This window comes from Micromonospora sp. KC723 (assembly GCF_004348595.1).
GTDB lineage: Bacteria > Actinomycetota > Actinomycetes > Mycobacteriales > Micromonosporaceae > Micromonospora.
Genome location: NZ_SMKD01000068.1, coordinates 1 through 16,016 on the forward strand (window position 1 = coordinate 1; position 16,016 = coordinate 16,016).

A 16,016-nucleotide genomic window follows, 5' to 3' on the forward strand; every position below is an offset into this window, starting at 1 on the left:
GTCCCCGACCCCGATACCGCCGAGGTGACCCGATGAGCGTCTTCCGCCTGGCCCGCTTCGAGCTGCGCCGGCTGACCCGTGGCCGGCTGCCGCGCGCCGCGCTCGCCGTCCTCACCGTGGTCCCGCTGCTCTACGGCGCCCTCTACCTCTACGCCTTCTGGGACCCGTACGGGAACATGGACCGCATCCCGGTGGCGCTGGTCAACGCCGACCGGCCGGCGAAGACCGCCGACGGCGACGAGGTGCACGCCGGGCAGGACCTCACCGACGAGCTGCTCGACCGCAAGGTCTTCGGCTGGACCGTCACCGACGCGCAGGACGCCACCGCCGGCCTGCGCACCGGCCGGTACCACCTGGTCTTCTCCATCCCGGAGGACTTCTCGGCCACCCTGGCCGCCAACCCCGAGCCGGACCGCCCGGCGCGCGCTGCCGAGCTGACGGTGGTCAACGACGACGCCACCAACTACCTCTCCGGCCTGCTGGCGCGCTCGGCGTTCAGCGAGATCCGGGCCGCCGCCGCGGAAAGCGCCGCCGGCGGCTACTTCGACCGGATGCTGGTCGGCTTCACCGACCTGAAGGCCGAGACCGGCCGGGCCGCCGACGGTGCCGGGCAACTCGCCGACGGGCTGACCCGATCGCAGGACGGCGCCGACCGGCTGGCCGGCGGCCTCGGCGACGCCGAGGCCGGAGCCGGCAAGCTCTCCTCCGGGCTGGGCCAGGCCGCCCAGGGCGCAGACCAGCTCTCCAGCGGCATCGACAAGCTGCGTACCGGCGCCACCCAACTCGCCGACGGCAGCGCCCAGGTCGCCACCCAGACCCGGGCCGCGGCCGACAAGGTCGACGCCGCGGTCGGCACCGTCGACGCCGCCGCCGGCACCGTCGAGCCGGTGCTGCGCAAGAACGCCCACTCCATCGCCCGGGCCGCCACCGCCATCGCCGAGGGGGCAGACGCGCTCGCCGACGGACTCGGCGCCCTGCCGCGGCAGGCAGACGCCGCCGCCGCCCAGGCGCGCACGGTCCGCGACCGGCTCGACACGCTCGTCGCCAAGCACCCCGACCTGGCCGACGACCGGGACGTCGCCGCCGCCCGGAAGGCCGCCGACGACCTCGTCGACACCGCCGGGAGGATGGCCGGCACCGTCGACCGGCTCGACCTCGCGAAGCTGAAGCAGGAGATGCGACAGGTGGCCGCCACCGCCCGTCAGGTCGCCGCCGCCGCACCACACCTGGCCGACGACGTCGCCGACGCCCGGACGAAGGTCCACCAGCTCTCCGACGGCCTCGGTCAGCTCGCCGACGCCACCGGCAAGGTCGCCAAGGGCAACGCCGAGCTGCGTGACGGGCTCGGTGGCGCCGCCGACGGCGCCCACCAGATCCGCGGCGCGCTGTTCCGGCTCTCCACCGGCGCCCGTGACCTCGACGGCGGCCTGGCCCAGCTCGGCGGGGGTGGCGCGCAACTCGCCGCCGGCCTGACCAAACTGGAGGGCGGTGCCGGCCAGCTCGCCGACGGCCTCGCCGCCGGGGAACAGAAGATCCCCGGGTACGCCGACGCCGCCGACCGCGCGGGCATCCTCGGCGACCCGGTCCGGCTGGACCGCAGCAGCCAACACCCCGCCGCCTCGTACGGGGTGGGCTTCGCGCCGTACTTCCTGGCACTGGCGCTCTGGGTCGGCGCGATGATCACGTACATGCTGCTGCGGCCGGTGAACCAGCGGCACGTGATGTCCGGCGCGCCCGCCTGGCGGGTCGCGCTCGCCGGCTGGTTGCCCGCCGCGGCGATCGGGCTGGCCCAGGCCGGGGTGCTCTTCACCGTGGTCACCCTGGCACTCGGCCTCGACCCGGTCCACCCGGGCGCCACCCTGGGGCTGCTCGCGCTGACCTCGCTCGCCTTCACCGCGATCATGCAGTGGCTCGGCGCGCAGCTCGGGCCGGCCGGCCGGCTCGCCGCGCTGGCCCTGCTGATGCTCCAGCTCACCTCCTCCGGTGGCACCTACCCGGTGCAGACCTCGCCGGGCTTCTTCCAGGCGATCCATCCGTACCTGCCGATGACCTACGTGGTGCAGGGCCTGCGACACACCGTCAACGGCGGCCCCGCCGCCACCGTGGTCACCGGCGCGGTGGTCATCGCCGGGTTCGGCGTCGCGGCGCTGCTGCTGACCGGCGTCGCGGTCCGCCGCTCCCGCCGGCTCACCCCGGCCCGGCTGCACCCCGAACTGAGCATGTGAGGATGCTCATGGGCGGGACGGCGGCACGCAGGCAGGCGAACCCGGCCCACACCGGCCGGTTCGACGGGGAGGGCCAGTGACGGACGGACGATCACGGCGGCGGGAGGACACCCGGCAACGCCTCTTCGTGGCGGCCGTGGAACTCATCGCCGAGCAGGGTTTCTCCGCCACCACGGTGGACGACATCGCGGCCCGTGCCGGGGTGGCCAAGGGCACCGTCTACTACAACTTCGAGTCCAAGACGGCGCTCTTCGAGGAGCTGCTGCGCCACGGCATCGGCCTGCTCACCGCCGACTTCCGGGCCGCGGTGGCGGGGCTGCCCCCACGCGAGGCGCTCGCCGCCCTGATCCGGGCCGAACTGGAGTACATCCGGCGCTACCGGGCCTTCGCCCAGCTGCTGCTGTCGGAGATGTGGCGGACCAACCGCGAGTGGCAGCAGACCCTGCGGCTGCTGCGCGGCGAGGCGATCGAGGTGATCGCGCAGACCGTCCGCGCCGGGGTGGACAGCGGCGACCTCCCGGCCGACCTGGACGTGCGTACCGCCTCGTCGGCGCTGTTCGGGGTCGGGCTCGTGGTGGCCGTCGACTGGCTGGTCTTCCAGCCCGACCGGCCGATCTCCGACGTGCAGGAGGCGCTGCTCGGCATCGTCCGGCGGGTCGCCCGGACCTGAGACCGGCGCCTCCGCCGGCGGCGTAAATGCGTTGAGTGGTCGCCGCCGGAGGGTCAGGCTGGGGTCGCCGCCCCCACCCACGCCGAGTCCCGGAGGGACCGTTCCATGCGCCTGCTCCGTGATCTCTGGGCCACCGCGCCACGCCGGTTGGCTCTGGTGGCGTTCCTGATCGCCCTCGGCGCCGGCGGTTCGGCCGCCGCGTCGGCGCTGGCCGGCCCCGTGCTGGTGCACCGGTCGGTGGGTTGGTTCGTCGGGCTGACCGCCGCGCTGGTCGCCGCCGTCGGCAGCGAGCTGATGATCGGCCTGGTGATGGCCCGGCTGACCGCCGACTGGTCCGCCGACGTGCGTCGCCGGCTCTGCCGGGTGGCGCTCGGGCAGGACCTGCCCACCCTGGAGACCACCCCGGTCGGCGAACTGCTCGACCGCATCGACAACGACGTCTACCAGGTCGCCTCCGAGGTGCGTAACACCGGCATACGGGTGGTGCAGGGCCTGGCGGTCTGCCTGCTGTCCACGGCGGCCGCCGTCTTCGTCTGGTGGCCCGCCGGTGTCGCCATGGTGCTGCTGATCGTGTTGCTCGCGGTGGCGCTGCGCCGCCCCACCGCCCGCATCGGACCGGCCCGGATGGCCGAGGAGGAGGCCTGGTCGGACCTGGCCGCGGTGATGGAGGAGGCCGTGCACGGCCAGGACGACGTCCGGACCAGCCTGGCCCGGCCGTACGTGCTGCGCCTCTACGCCCGGCGGGCCGCCGAGGTGCTCGCCCGGGGCGGCCGGGTGTTCCGGATGACGGCGAAGATCACCGCCATCGCGGGCGGGGCCGTCCGGGTCGGCGTCGCCGCCGTGGTGCTCGGCGGGGCGTGGGCGCTGGCCACCGGCCGGGTCGACGGGGCCCGGCTCACCGCGATCTGGCTGCTCGCCATCGCCTTCGGGGCCACCACGGAGCACCTCGCCCGCTGGGTGCCGCAGGTGCAGTACGCACTCGGCGCGTGGGCCCGGGTGCAGCTGCTCTCCGACGCCCGGCAGGAACCCTCCGGCGGGACGAGCCCGGCCGACGGCGACCTGACCGTACGGGGCCTCACCTTCCACTACCCGTCCAGCGGCGACGTCCGGCGCGGCCCGGCGCTGCGCGACGTCCGGCTCAGCTTCGTCCGGGGCCGGTCGTACGCCCTGGTCGGGCGGACCGGTTCGGGCAAGTCGACACTGGCCAAGGTGCTCACCCGGGCGGTGGACGTGCCGCGCGGGACGGTCTTCCTCGGCGACACCGACCTGACCGACCTCGACGTCGAACGGCTGCGCCAGTGGATCGCCGTGGTGCCGCAACGCACCGAGATCCTCGCCGGCACCCTCGCCGAGAACGTCGCCCTCTTCGACCCCGACCTGCTCGACGACGCCGGCCGGGCGCTGGCGGAGCTGGGGCTGGACGGCTGGGTCGCCGAGTTGCCCGACGGGCTGGGCACCCGGCTCGGCGACGGCGGGCACGTGCTCTCCGCCGGTCAGGAACAGCTGGTGGCGTTCGCCCGGATCCTGGTCCGCGACCCGCACGTGGTGATCCTCGACGAGGCCACCGCCCGGCTCGACCCGGTCACCGAGCACCGGGTACGCGAGGCCACCGAACGGCTGCTCACCGACCGGATCGGCATCGTCATCGCCCACCGGCTCTCCTCGGTGCGCCGCTGTGACGAGGTGGTGGTGATGGCCGACGGCGCGGTGCTGGAGGCTGGTCCGTTGCGCGAGTCGGCCCGTTTCGCCGAGCTGCTCGCCACCAGCCATGCCGGCGCGTACGCCGGGGCGGGCGCGCCCCGGGGCGGGGTGGACCTGCTGCCGACGCCGGTCGGGGAGTGGGACGTCGCGCCGGAGGTCGTCGCGCCGGCGGCGGCACCGCGGCCGGTGGTCGTACCGAAGGGCGACCCGCCGCCGCTGCCGCCGCGACCGCCCGTGCGGACCATGCGGGAGATCCTGCGGCTGGGCCTGAACGACCCGCGCTACGGGCTGGTCTCGGTCAGCCTGTTCACCGTCATGGTGCTGTTCGGCGTGGACGGCTCGGTGCTGCCCTGGCTCTGGGCGGACGTGGTCGACGGCGGCAGTCCCTGGTTGCCGGCGCTCGGGATCGCCGCCGCGCTGCTGCTGGTGTTGCCGATGCCCTACCTGACCAACGCGTGGTTCCCGCAGTGGTGGGTGCGACAGATGCTGCGGATCAGCCTGCGGCTGGTGCACGGGCAGACCGGCCCGCGCCGGGTCAGCGGGCACACCCCGGCCGAGGTGGTGGCTCAGGGCGGCGACACCGAACGGGTGGTGGAGCTGGCCGACAACCTGATGGACCAGTTCATCGCGGTTACGTTGCTGGTGAGCATGACGGTGGTGACCGGCAGCATCGTGCCGGGTCTGTTCTTCGCCAGCACGATGGTGGTCTCCGGGCTGGCCGCGACCCTGTTCGGTCCGCGCCTGGAACGCTCCGCCCGGGGCACGGTCAAGGCCCGGGCGGCGTTCGCCACCGCGTTGGTGTCGTCGCTGTCGGCGGCACGTACGGTGAAGCTGGCCGGGGCGACCCGTCCGGTGCTGGACCACCTCGCCCGGCTGGACGTGGTGCGCAGCGACCGGCAGCGCCGGGAGATCACCATGCAGGTGTGGGCCCGGTCCACCCCGGCGATGGCCAGCGGACTGCTGCCGATCGGGGCCTGGGGGCTCTACCTGGCCGGTGGGCTCTCCGCCGGGGGCACCCTGGTGGCGGTCTCCACCCTGAGCGCGGCCCGCTGGTTCGCCTGGACGACCGCGGCGCTGGTGTCGCACTACCCGTCGGCGAAGGTGTGGACCCGGCGGACGGTGTCGATGTGCGGGGTGGCGTCGTACTCGGCGCCGGTGCCCGGGGTGGACCTCGCCGCCGGCACCGCGCCCGCGCCCGAGCCGCCCGCCCGGCGGCCGTTGCGGCGGCTGGAGCTGGTCGGGTTCGGCGCGCTGCACAGCGACGGCACGCTGGCCGTCCGCGACGTCGACCTGACCGTGTCGCGGGGGCAGCTGGTGCTGGTCGTGGGGCCGGTGGGGGCCGGCAAGTCCTCGCTGCTGCGGGCGCTCGCCGGGATCGTGCACCACACCGGCACGCTGCGCTGGAACGACGAGCCGGTCACCGAACCGGAGCTGTTCCTGCGCCCGCGGCAGGTCGGGTACGTGGGGCAGCTGCCCCGGGTGCTGTCCGGCACGGTCGCCGACAACGTCGCCCTCGGCCACGACGTGGACGTGGTCGGGGCGGTGGCGACCGCCCAGCTGGAACACGACCTGGCCGCCGCCGGGGGTGGGCTGGATCTGCTCATCGGGCACAAGGGAACCCGGCTCTCCGGCGGGCAGTTGCAGCGGCTGGCGCTGGCCCGGGCGCTGGCGCCGCGTACCGAACTGCTGGTCGCCGACGACGTCTCGTCCGCGCTGGACGTCACCACCGAGCTGGCGCTCTGGGCGGCGTTGCGCGAGCACGGGGTGACCGTGATCGGCTCGACGTCCAAGCGGGCGGCACTGGTCCGGGCCGACCACGTGGTGGTCCTGCGCGACGGGGCGGTGGCCGCCCAGGGCCCCTGGCGCGACCTGGAGGACGACTGGGGTCACCTGGCCGGCTGACCCCGGCCGGGTGATCCACGTGTGCGGCGTGTCGCGGTGTCCCCGTCCAGGGACACGCGACACGCCGCACACGGAGCAGATCAGGGTCGGGCCGGCCGACCGGGCACGGTCAGAAGGCGCGGGCGTACTGGTCGGGCCAGCCGGGGTGGGCGCCGAGCCTGGCGGCGGCGCGGCGGGGCCAGTACGGGTCCCGGAGCAGTTCCCGGCGGGCGGCTCAGGCGGGAACCGGCGCCAGCTCGTCGGAGCGGGTCGGCTGCTGCTCCTCGGCGTCGATGAGCTCACGCCGGCCGGCCGAGTCGTACGCGGCGCGGTCGAGGGTGCCCTCCCGGGCGGCGACGATCGTCGGCACGAGGGCCTGACCGGCCACGTTGGTGGCGGTCCGGATCATGTCGAGGATCGGGTCGATCGCCAGCAGCAGACCGGCGCCGGCCAGCGGCAGGCCCAGCGTGCTCAGGGTCAGGGTGAGCATCACGATCGCACCGGTCAGGCCGGCCGTGGCGGCCGAGCCGACCACGGAGACGAAGGCGATCAGCAGGTAGTCGGTGACGCTCAGGTGCACCCCGAAGACGTGCGCCACGAAGATCGCCGCGAGCGCCGGGTAGATGGCGGCGCAGCCGTCCATCTTGGTGGTGGCGCCGAACGGCACGGCGAAGGAGGCGTACTCGCGGGGGACGCCGAGACGCTCGACGGACCGTTGGGTCACCGGCATGGTGCCCACCGACGAGCGGGAGACGAAGGCGAGTTGGATGGCCGGCCAGGCGCCGGCGAAGAAGCGCAGCGGGTTGAGCCGGCCGGCGGCCACCAGCAGCGCCGGGTAGACGACCAACAGCACGATCGCGCAGCCGACGTAGACGGCGGTGGTGAACTTCGCGAGCGGGGCGAGCAGGTCCCAGCCGTACGAGGCGACGGCGTTGCCGATCAGGCCGAGGGTGCCGATCGGGGCGAGCCGGATCACCCACCACAACGCCTTCTGCACGATCGCCAGCAGCGCGCGGTTGACGGCCACGAACGGTTCGGCGACCTCGCCGGCCAGCAGCGCGGCAGCGCCGACGACCAGGGCGAGGAAGACGATCTGGAGGACGTTGCCCTCGACGAACGCGCCGACCGGGTTGGTCGGGACGATGCCGGTGAGGAAGTCGGTCCAGGACCCGGTCCGCTGCGGGGCGGCGGCCGTGGCCGTGTCCAGCGAGACGCCCCGACCGGGGTTGGTGAGCAGGCCGAGGCCGATGCCGACACCCACCGCGATGAGGGCGGTGGCGCCGAACCAGAGCAGCGTCTTCCATGCCAGCCGGGCGGCGTTGGCCACGCCGCGCAGGCTGACCACGCTGACCACGATGGCGGTGAAGACCAGCGGCGGAACGGCCAGCTTGAGCAGCTGGACGAAGAGGTCGCCGACAGTGTCGAGGGTGCTGGCGAGCCAGCTCAGGTCGCCGGCGCGGGCGAGGAAGCCGAGCGCCACGCCGAGCACGAGGCCGGCCAGGATCTGCACGGAGAAGGGGATCTTGCGCAGGGCGGAAGCCATGAGAATGGGTCCAAGGTCTGTCGGAGGGTCGGAACGGGGCAGCGTCAGGAGATCGGCTGCGCCGGACAGACGCCGCTGGCCTGCCGTCGGAGGTCGACGTACAGGCGCACGGTGAGGTGCCAGACGTTGGTCATCGCCTGCCGACGCTACTCCCGCCGGAAACCGGGCCGGAAGGCGCGGAGCCGTGACGATCCTTACATTGACGGTGTTCGTCCTCGGGCCAGCCCCAACACACTCGCCGTCGCCAGGCCCCAACCGGCGGCCGTCGCCAACAACAACCGCTCCAGGCCGCCCACCAGACTGCCCCGCCCCACCGTCAACAGGACCACCGCGACCACGCCGGCCAGCGGCAGGGCCACCGCCGCGCCCAGCCGGGCCACCCGCCGCAGGCCGGGGGTCGCGTGCGGGGAGCAGGAGATCACCACCATCGCCAGTACCGTCGCCGCCACCGCCGCGATGCTCGCCCCGCCGTGCACCAGGTCCGCCACGGTCGGCGTCTCGAACGGCGGCAGCGGACATCCGTCGCTGCACGTCACCGCCCCCGACAGCGCGGTGCAGACGGCTCCGACCGTGAGCGGGCCGGCCGCGCCCCACAACGCCGGGGGCAGCGCCGCGGCGAGCAGCAACAGCGCCGCGGCCAGGGCGAAGACCCCGATCCGGTACGTCGAGGCGTACCCGCTGCCGGCGATGCCGGCCTCGCTGACGTACCCGGTCAGGCCCGGACCGGGACCGGCGACCACGGCGACCGTCACCGCGACCGTGCCGGCGAGGACACAGCCGGCGGCGGCCGACGCGGCGGCGGCCCGACCGGGCGTGCCGCCGGCTCGCCCTGACGGTGCCGTGCCGGTGGACGCAGCCCGGGACATGCCGTCAACCTATCCGGTCCGTGCCTGGATATCCTGGCGGCCGGGGTGTTCCCGTGACCCGGGCGCCGCCACCTCAGCCCCTTCCCACCCCCGAAGGACGCAGCAGCATGACCGTGGCATATCTCGTGGCCGGAGTCCGCACCCCGATCGGTCGCTACGCCGGCGCCCTCGCCGGGGTACGCCCCGACGACCTCGCCGCGCACGTGATCCGGGAGTTGGTCGCCCGCCACCCGTCGGTGGACTGGGCCCGCGTCGACGACGTGATCCTGGGCTGCGCCAACCAGGCCGGCGAGGACAACCGCAACGTGGCCCGGATGGCCGCGCTGCTGGCCGGGCTGCCCGAGCAGGTTCCCGGCAGCACGGTCAACCGGCTCTGCGGCTCCGGCCTGGACGCCCTGGCCACCGCCGCCCGCGCGATCGTGGCCGGCGAGGCGGAGCTGATGGTGGCCGGCGGGGTGGAGAGCATGAGCCGCGCGCCGTTCGTGCTGCCCAAGGCGACCTCGGCTTTCTCCCGCAGCGCCGAGGTGTACGACACCACCATCGGCTGGCGGCTGGTCAACCCCCTGATGGAGCGGGGGTGGGGCGTCGACTCGATGCCCGAGACGGCGGAGAACGTGGCCGCCGAGTTCGGCGTCGACCGGGTCGCCCAGGACGAGTTCGCGTTCCGTTCCCAGCAGCGGGCCGCCAAGGCCCGGGCCGACGGCCGCCTCGCCGAGGAGATCGTGCCGGTGACCGCGCCGGCCGGCCGCCGGGAGACGACGCTGGTCGAGGTCGACGAGCACCCCCGGGAAACCTCACTGGAGCAGCTCGCCGCGTTGCCCACCCCGTTCCGGGCCGGCGGCACGGTCACCGCCGGCAACTCCTCCGGGGTCAACGACGGCGCGGTCGCCCTGCTGGTCGCCTCCGCGGCGGCGGTCTCCCGGTACCACCTCACCCCGCTGGCCCGGATCAGCGGCGCGGCGGCGGCCGGCGTACCGCCCCGGATCATGGGTATCGGGCCGGTGCCGGCCACCCGTCGGCTGCTCGACCGGCTCGGCGTCGGCCTGACCGACATCGACGTGGTGGAGCTCAACGAGGCGTTCGCCGCGCAGGCGGTGGCGGTCCTGCGCGAGCTGGGCCTGCCGGAGGACGCCGAGCACGTCAACCCCAACGGCGGGGCCATCGCGCTGGGTCACCCGCTGGGGGCCAGCGGCGCCCGGCTGGCGCTCACCGCCGCGCTGGAGCTGCGCCGCCGGGGCGGTCGGCGGGCGCTGGCCACCATGTGCGTCGGCGTCGGGCAGGGCATCTCGATGCTGCTGGAGGCCGCCGGCTGACCCGGTGAACGCCGCCGGGCCACCCGGGATGGTGACCGGCGGTGACCGGCGCGGTGCTGGACGTACGGCCGCCCGCCGCCACCGTCCGCCGGCCACAGTGGATCTCCCGTCGCTCGCCCAGCCGGCCTAGAGTGGGCAGCACCACACGATTCGCGGGTCGGCCGGTGTCGCCTGCGCGTGCCCGCGCGCCGGACGCCGGTGCCCTCCCGCGCCACGGCGACGAACTGGGGCGAGGCACATGCAGATGCCGGACGGACTTCCCGCCGAGATCGACCTGAGCCGGCCGAGCGCGGCCCGGGTCTACGACTACTTCCTGGGCGGCGCGCACAACTTCGAGATCGACCGGCAACTCGCCGAGCAGATCGCCAGCATGACCCCGAACCTCGCCGCCACCATGCGGGCGGGGCGGGAGTTCCTGCGCCGCGCCGTCCGGGTGCTGCTCGACGCCGGTATCGACCAGTTCCTCGACATCGGCTCCGGCATCCCGACGGTTGGCAACGTGCACGAGGTGGCCCAGGCCGCCAACCCCGAGGCGCGGATCGTCTACGTCGACATCGATCCGGTGGCGGTCGCGCACAGCCTCGAACTGCTCGCCGGCAACGACCGGGCCACCGCCGTCCGGGCCGACCTTCGGGAGCCGAAGCTCATCCTGGACCTGGCCCGGGCCAGTAACCTGATCGACTTCGACCGGCCGGTCGGCATCCTGCTCGCCGGAGTGGTCCACTTCGTTCCGGACGCCGACCGGCCGGCGGACGTCCTGGACACCCTGCGCGCCGCCGCCGCGCCCGGCAGCTTCCTGGTCATCTCGCACTCCACCTACGAGGACCAGCCGCAGGAGATGCTCGACGCGCAGCGGCTGTCGGCGCGTACCGACACCGAGATCACCCTACGGTCGCGGGCCGAGATCACCGGATTCTTCGGCGACTGGACGCTCCTGGAGCCGGGCGTGGTGCACATGCCGTTGTGGCGGCCGGACTCGCCCGCCGACGTGGACGAGCACCCCGAGCGCTTCGGGGCGTTCGGTGGCGTCGCCCGGTACGGCCACGTCGGCTGAGCCGACATGGCCGCCGTTCCGGACACCGGCGGGGGCGACCACAGCCGCGCGGGCGCCCGGGAGTACGCCGCCGAGTGGGCCCGGGCGGCGCGGCGGCTCGGTTTCGTGCCACTGAGCGCGGATGAGACCGAGCGGTTGCTGCTCGTGCACACCGTACGGCTGGCAAGGGCGTTGCGGGCGGAGGAGTTCTCCGCCACCCCGGCCGAGGACGTGGGGCGGGCGCTGGTGGAGGCGCACCTGACCGAACCCCGGGTGCTGGACTGGACGGTGCGCGCCCTCGGCGACCGGTTCCTGGCCCGGGTGCTGCCCGACGGCGACCCGGTCGACGCGGCCGAGCGGGTCGCGGCGTTGCAGGGCGCGCTCGCGGCCGGGTTCGCCCGCGCCCTGCGCGACCGGACCTTCACCCAGCAGGAGCGGATCGCCCGCTCGGCCTGGCAGGCCCGCGACACCGTGGAGCGGGCCCTGCGGGACAGCGAGGCCCGCTTCCGCGCGGTCTTCACCGGGGCGGCCATCGGGATCGGCATCGCCGGCGTCGACGGTGAGATCATCGACGTCAACCAGTCCTTCGCCGACATGCTCGGCTACTCCATCGAGGAGCTGCGCCAGATCAACGTGGCGTCGCTGTTCCACCCCGACGACGCCGCCGGTATGTGGGAGCTCTACCAGGAGCTGATCGAGGGCAAGCACGACAGCGTCCGGGTGGAGAAGCGCTACTACCGCAAGGACGGCAGTGCGGTCTGGACCGACCTGGCCGTCTCGCTGATCCGGCACGCCGACGGCCGGCCCCGGTTCACCGTCGCGATGGTCGAGGACATCACCGAGCGGTACGAGCTCCAGCAGCGGCTGCGGTTCCAGGCGCTGCACGACCCGCTGACCGGCCTGCCCAACCGGACGCTCTTCTTCGAGACACTCGGAGGGCTCTTCCAGGAGGCCGGCCCGGAGCAGCGGATCGGCATCTGCTTCCTCGACCTGGACGGGTTCAAGGCGGTCAACGACAGCCTCGGACACGACCTGGGGGACCGGCTGCTCGTCACCATCGCCCGCCGGTTGGCCGACTGCGTGGCCGGGCAGGGCCACCTGGTCGCCCGGATGGGTGGCGACGAGTTCGTCATCCTCGTCGCCGCCGGCGAGGGCATCGACGACGCGGTCGGCGTCGCCGAGCTGGCCCTGGCGGCGGTCTCCGCCCCGGTGCTCATCGGCGACCAGCAGCTCGCCGTCACGGCCAGCATCGGCGTGGTGGAGTGCCCGGCCGGGGAAACCAGCGTCTCCGAGTTGATGAAGGCCGCCGACACCACCCTGTACTGGGCCAAGGCGGAGGGGCGTGGCCGCTGGGCCGTGTACGACCCGGAGCGCAGCGCCGCCGACATCGCCCGCTCGGCGCTCGCCGCCGGCCTGCCCGCCGCGCTGGACCGTGGCGAGTTCGTGCTGCACTACCAGCCGATCGTCTCGCTGCTCGACGGGCGGATGCAGGCCGTGGAGGCGCTGGTCCGCTGGCGGCACCCCGAACTGGGCATGATCGGCCCGGACCGGTTCATCGGGCTGGCCGAGGAGACCGGGCTGATCGTCCGCCTCGGCGGGTGGGTGCTCGGCCAGGCCTGCCGGGACGCCCGGGCGTGGCACCGGGAGTTCCCGGACCAGCGGTTGGTGGTGAGCGTCAACCTGGCCGCCCGACAGGCCGACGACCCGGCGGTCGTGGACATCGTGGCGGAGGTGCTGCGCCGTACCGGCCTGCCCGCCGAGTTGTTGCAGCTGGAGCTGACCGAGAGCGCGGTGATGGGCACCGCGGGCGAGCCGCTGCGCTCGCTGCACCGGTTGGCCGATCTCGGTGTGCGGCTGGCCATCGACGACTTCGGCACCGGGTACTCGAACCTGGCGTACCTGCGCCGGCTGCCGATCCACTGCCTGAAGCTGGCCGGGCCGTTCGTGGAGGGGATCCGGGCCGACACCGCCGACGACACCGCCGACCACCGCGACGAGCGCATCGTCGACGCGCTGGTACGACTGGCGCACGCGCTGGAGCTGTGGGTGACCGCCGAGGCGGTGGAGACCGGGGCGCAGGCCGAGCGGCTGCGGTCGCTGCGCTGCGACACCGGCCAGGGACGCTGGTTCGGCCCACCCGTGCCGGCCGAGCAGATCACCGCCCGGCTGCGCGGCGAGGCGGCGGGGTGACCCGGTACGGTTCGCCGTGAGCGGGCGACGCACGGCGTACCTCGGCTGCGCCCCGGTCTGCGACGACGCGCGACGGGTGGAGGTGGCCGGGTGGACCTGACGGACTCGCAGGCCGTGGTGTCGGTCGTGGCGGCGCTGGCCATCCTGGGCGGGCTGGCCGGGGTGGTGGTGCCCGGACTGCCGGCGCTGCCGCTGTGCTGGGGTGGGGTGCTGGTCTGGGCGGTGTTCGGCGGCGCGGGGCCCGGCCGCTGGGCGGTCCTGGCGGCGGCGACCGTGGTGGTGGCCGGCGGCACCGTCGTCAAGTACGCCTGGCCGGGGCGGAACCTGAAGCGCACCGGGGTGCCGACGTCGTCGCTGCTCGCCGGTGGGCTGCTGGGGCTGGTCGGGTTCTTCGTGGTCCCGGTGGTCGGCCTGGTGCTCGGCTTCGTCGGCGGGGTGTGGGGCGCGGAGCGGCTGCGGCTGGGCAGCAACCAGCTCGCCTGGCCGGCGACCGTGCAGGCGGTCAAGGCGGCCGGCCTGTCCATGCTGGTGGAGTTCCTGGCCGGGCTGGTGGTCGCCGCGCTCTGGGTGGCCGGCCTGCTGCTCACCTGACATACCCGATCACGTGGGTGTCGGTGCGGCATCCGCCCGGCGGGTGCCGCTGACCCACCTGTGACGTCGGATGAGGAGGCGGCGGCGAGGGGCGTCCGTCGGGCACGGCGGATCGCCGTACGTGAGAGAGAGGTGGACGCCCCGCGCCGCCGCGCGGACCGGACGTTGCCGAGCGCCCGGTCTTCAGCCCCGTCGCGATCGGGCCTGGTCACGGGCTCAAGGATGCCCCGACCTGGCCCACGCGGCAACGCGATTAGCCGTGCCGGCCGTGAGATCCTCAGGGCTGAGTATTGACCACCTTGATCGACGGGATCACACTTCACCCACTCGTACGGGGAACCACATCGAGGAGGTGCGCAGTGGCCACGACGCCCGCGCCGACCGCCGAGCAACCGATGGATGACGACGCCCGACGGCTCGCCGAACTCGGCTACCAGCAGGAGCTGCACCGGAAGTGGAGCGGCTTCTCCAACTTCGCCATCTCGTTCTCGATCATCTCGATCCTGGCCGGTTGCTTCACCACGTTCGGCCAGGCGTGGAACAACGGCGGCCCGGTCGCCATCTCCTGGGGCTGGCCGCTGATCTCGCTGTTCATCCTGATCATCGGCTTCTGCCTGGCCGAGTTGGTGTCGGCGTACCCGACGGCCGGCGGCATCTACTGGTGGGCCGCGAAGATGGGTCGTCCGGTGCACGGCTGGTTCACCGGCTGGCTCAACCTGATCGGCCTGATCGCGGTCACCGCCTCGGTGGACTACGGCTGCGCGACCTTCCTCAACCTCACTCTGTCGGCGCTCTTCGACGGCTGGGAGGGCACGCTGCGGCAGGCCTTCGGACTGTTCGTGATCATCCTGCTGCTGCACGGGCTGATCAACATCTTCGGGCACCGGATCATCGACGTGCTGCAGAACGTCTCGGTCTGGTGGCACGTGGCCGGCGCGGCCGCCGTGGTGGCCATCCTGCTGCTGGTCCCGGACGACCACCAGAGCTTCCGGTTCGTCTTCACCGAGCGGTTCAACAACTCGGGCTTCGGCGACGGCGACACCGGCGGGCTGACGTTCTGGTTCTACGTGCTGCCGCTGGGTTTCCTGCTCACCCAGTACACGATCACCGGCTTCGACGCCTGCGCGCACGTCTCCGAGGAGACCCGGGGCGCGTCGAAAGCCGCCGCCCAGGGCCTCTGGCGGTCGATCTTCTACTCCGCGGTCGGCGGCTGGATCCTGCTGCTGGCCTTCCTCTTCGCCGCCACCGACGTGGACGCGGTCAACGCCGCCGGCGGCTTCTCCGGGGCGATCTTCGAGACCGCGCTGACCCCGTTCTTCTTCAAGACCGTCATCATCATCTCCACCATCGGCCAGTTCTTCTGCGGGATGAGCTGCGTGACGTCCATGTCGAGGATGGCGTACGCGTTCAGCCGGGACCGGGCCGTGCCGGGCTGGCGGCTCTGGTCGAGGGTCGACCGCAACGGCACCCCGGTCAACGCGATCATCGGCGCCACCGTGGCGGGCCTGGTGCTCACCCTGCCCGCCCTCTACGCGAGCCCGGACGGCATCCCGGTCGCCTTCTACGCGGTGGTCTCCGTCGCGGTGATCGGGCTCTACCTGTCCTTCATCATCCCGATCGCGCTGCGGCTGCGGATGGGGGACCGGTTCCAGCCCGGGCCGTGGACGCTGGGCCGGAAGTACAAGCTGCTCGGCTGGATCGCGGTCATCGAGATCGCCGTCATCTCGGTCTACTTCCTGCTGCCCATCGTGCCCGCCGGCGTGCCCGGCAACGCCGACTTCAGCTGGTCGGCGGTGAACTACGCGCCGATCGCGGTCGGCGGGGTGCTGCTCGGCGTCGGCGTCTGGTGGTACGCCTCGGCGCGGAAGTGGTTCACCGGTCCGCGCCGTACCGTCGAGCTGCCGGCGCAGCGCACCACGGACGGCACGCCGGCCGACAGGCCGGCCTGACCACGCGGCGACGGCGGGTCCGGCCCCGCCGGGCCCGACCATTGACGATGATCG

Annotated in this window: 10 protein-coding genes; 8 read left to right on the forward strand and 2 right to left on the reverse strand. The window is 73.8% G+C overall.

What is annotated here, in order from left to right:
- The first annotated feature begins 32 nt into the window (after positions 1 to 32).
- The 3 genes from E1165_RS16555 (at position 33) to E1165_RS16565 (ending at position 6,498) form a co-directional block, all read left to right on the forward strand.
- Positions 33 to 2,225 (forward strand): YhgE/Pip domain-containing protein, encoded by a 2,193-nt coding sequence (locus E1165_RS16555; protein ID WP_132392437.1) that lies wholly within the window; start codon positions 33 to 35, stop codon positions 2,223 to 2,225.
- Positions 2,226 to 2,301: 76 nt separating this feature from the next.
- Positions 2,302 to 2,895, forward strand: a complete 594-nt coding sequence (locus E1165_RS16560) for a TetR/AcrR family transcriptional regulator (RefSeq protein ID WP_132392439.1) — start codon at positions 2,302 to 2,304, stop codon at positions 2,893 to 2,895.
- Positions 2,896 to 3,000: 105 nt separating this feature from the next.
- A complete protein-coding gene (locus E1165_RS16565) occupies positions 3,001 to 6,498 on the forward strand; it encodes an ABC transporter ATP-binding protein (protein ID WP_132392441.1) in 3,498 nt (1,165 codons plus the stop codon).
- Between the two features lie 214 nt (positions 6,499 to 6,712).
- Here the strand turns inward: E1165_RS16565 and E1165_RS16570 are convergent, their stop codons facing one another.
- Positions 6,713 to 8,008, reverse strand: a complete 1,296-nt coding sequence (locus E1165_RS16570; protein ID WP_132392477.1) for a dicarboxylate/amino acid:cation symporter — start codon at positions 8,006 to 8,008, stop codon at positions 6,713 to 6,715.
- Between the two features lie 206 nt (positions 8,009 to 8,214).
- On the reverse strand, positions 8,215 to 8,886 hold the full coding sequence (locus tag E1165_RS16575; RefSeq protein WP_132392443.1) for a DUF998 domain-containing protein: 672 nt from the start codon (positions 8,884 to 8,886) through the stop codon (positions 8,215 to 8,217).
- Positions 8,887 to 8,993: 107 nt separating this feature from the next.
- Between E1165_RS16575 and pcaF the strand changes: the two genes are divergently transcribed.
- From pcaF to E1165_RS16600, 5 genes are all read left to right on the forward strand, one after another.
- The gene (gene pcaF, locus E1165_RS16580) at positions 8,994 to 10,199 is read left to right on the forward strand and encodes a 3-oxoadipyl-CoA thiolase (RefSeq protein WP_132392445.1); all 1,206 of its coding nucleotides are present in this window, start codon (positions 8,994 to 8,996) and stop codon (positions 10,197 to 10,199) included.
- A 238-nt stretch (positions 10,200 to 10,437) separates the two neighbouring features.
- Positions 10,438 to 11,253: an SAM-dependent methyltransferase gene (locus E1165_RS16585; protein ID WP_132392447.1), complete on the forward strand. Its 816-nt coding sequence runs from the start codon at positions 10,438 to 10,440 to the stop codon at positions 11,251 to 11,253.
- A 6-nt stretch (positions 11,254 to 11,259) separates the two neighbouring features.
- Positions 11,260 to 13,422 carry a bifunctional diguanylate cyclase/phosphodiesterase gene (locus E1165_RS16590; protein WP_132392449.1) on the forward strand — a complete coding sequence of 721 codons (2,163 nt, stop codon included), beginning with the start codon at positions 11,260 to 11,262 and terminating at the stop codon, positions 13,420 to 13,422.
- A gap of 90 nt (positions 13,423 to 13,512) precedes the next feature.
- The gene (locus E1165_RS16595) at positions 13,513 to 14,013 is read left to right on the forward strand and encodes a DUF456 domain-containing protein (protein WP_132392451.1); all 501 of its coding nucleotides are present in this window, start codon (positions 13,513 to 13,515) and stop codon (positions 14,011 to 14,013) included.
- 359 nt (positions 14,014 to 14,372) lie between these two features.
- Positions 14,373 to 15,962 (forward strand): amino acid permease, encoded by a 1,590-nt coding sequence (locus tag E1165_RS16600; protein WP_132392453.1) that lies wholly within the window; start codon positions 14,373 to 14,375, stop codon positions 15,960 to 15,962.
- Positions 15,963 to 16,016: the final 54 nt, after the last annotated feature.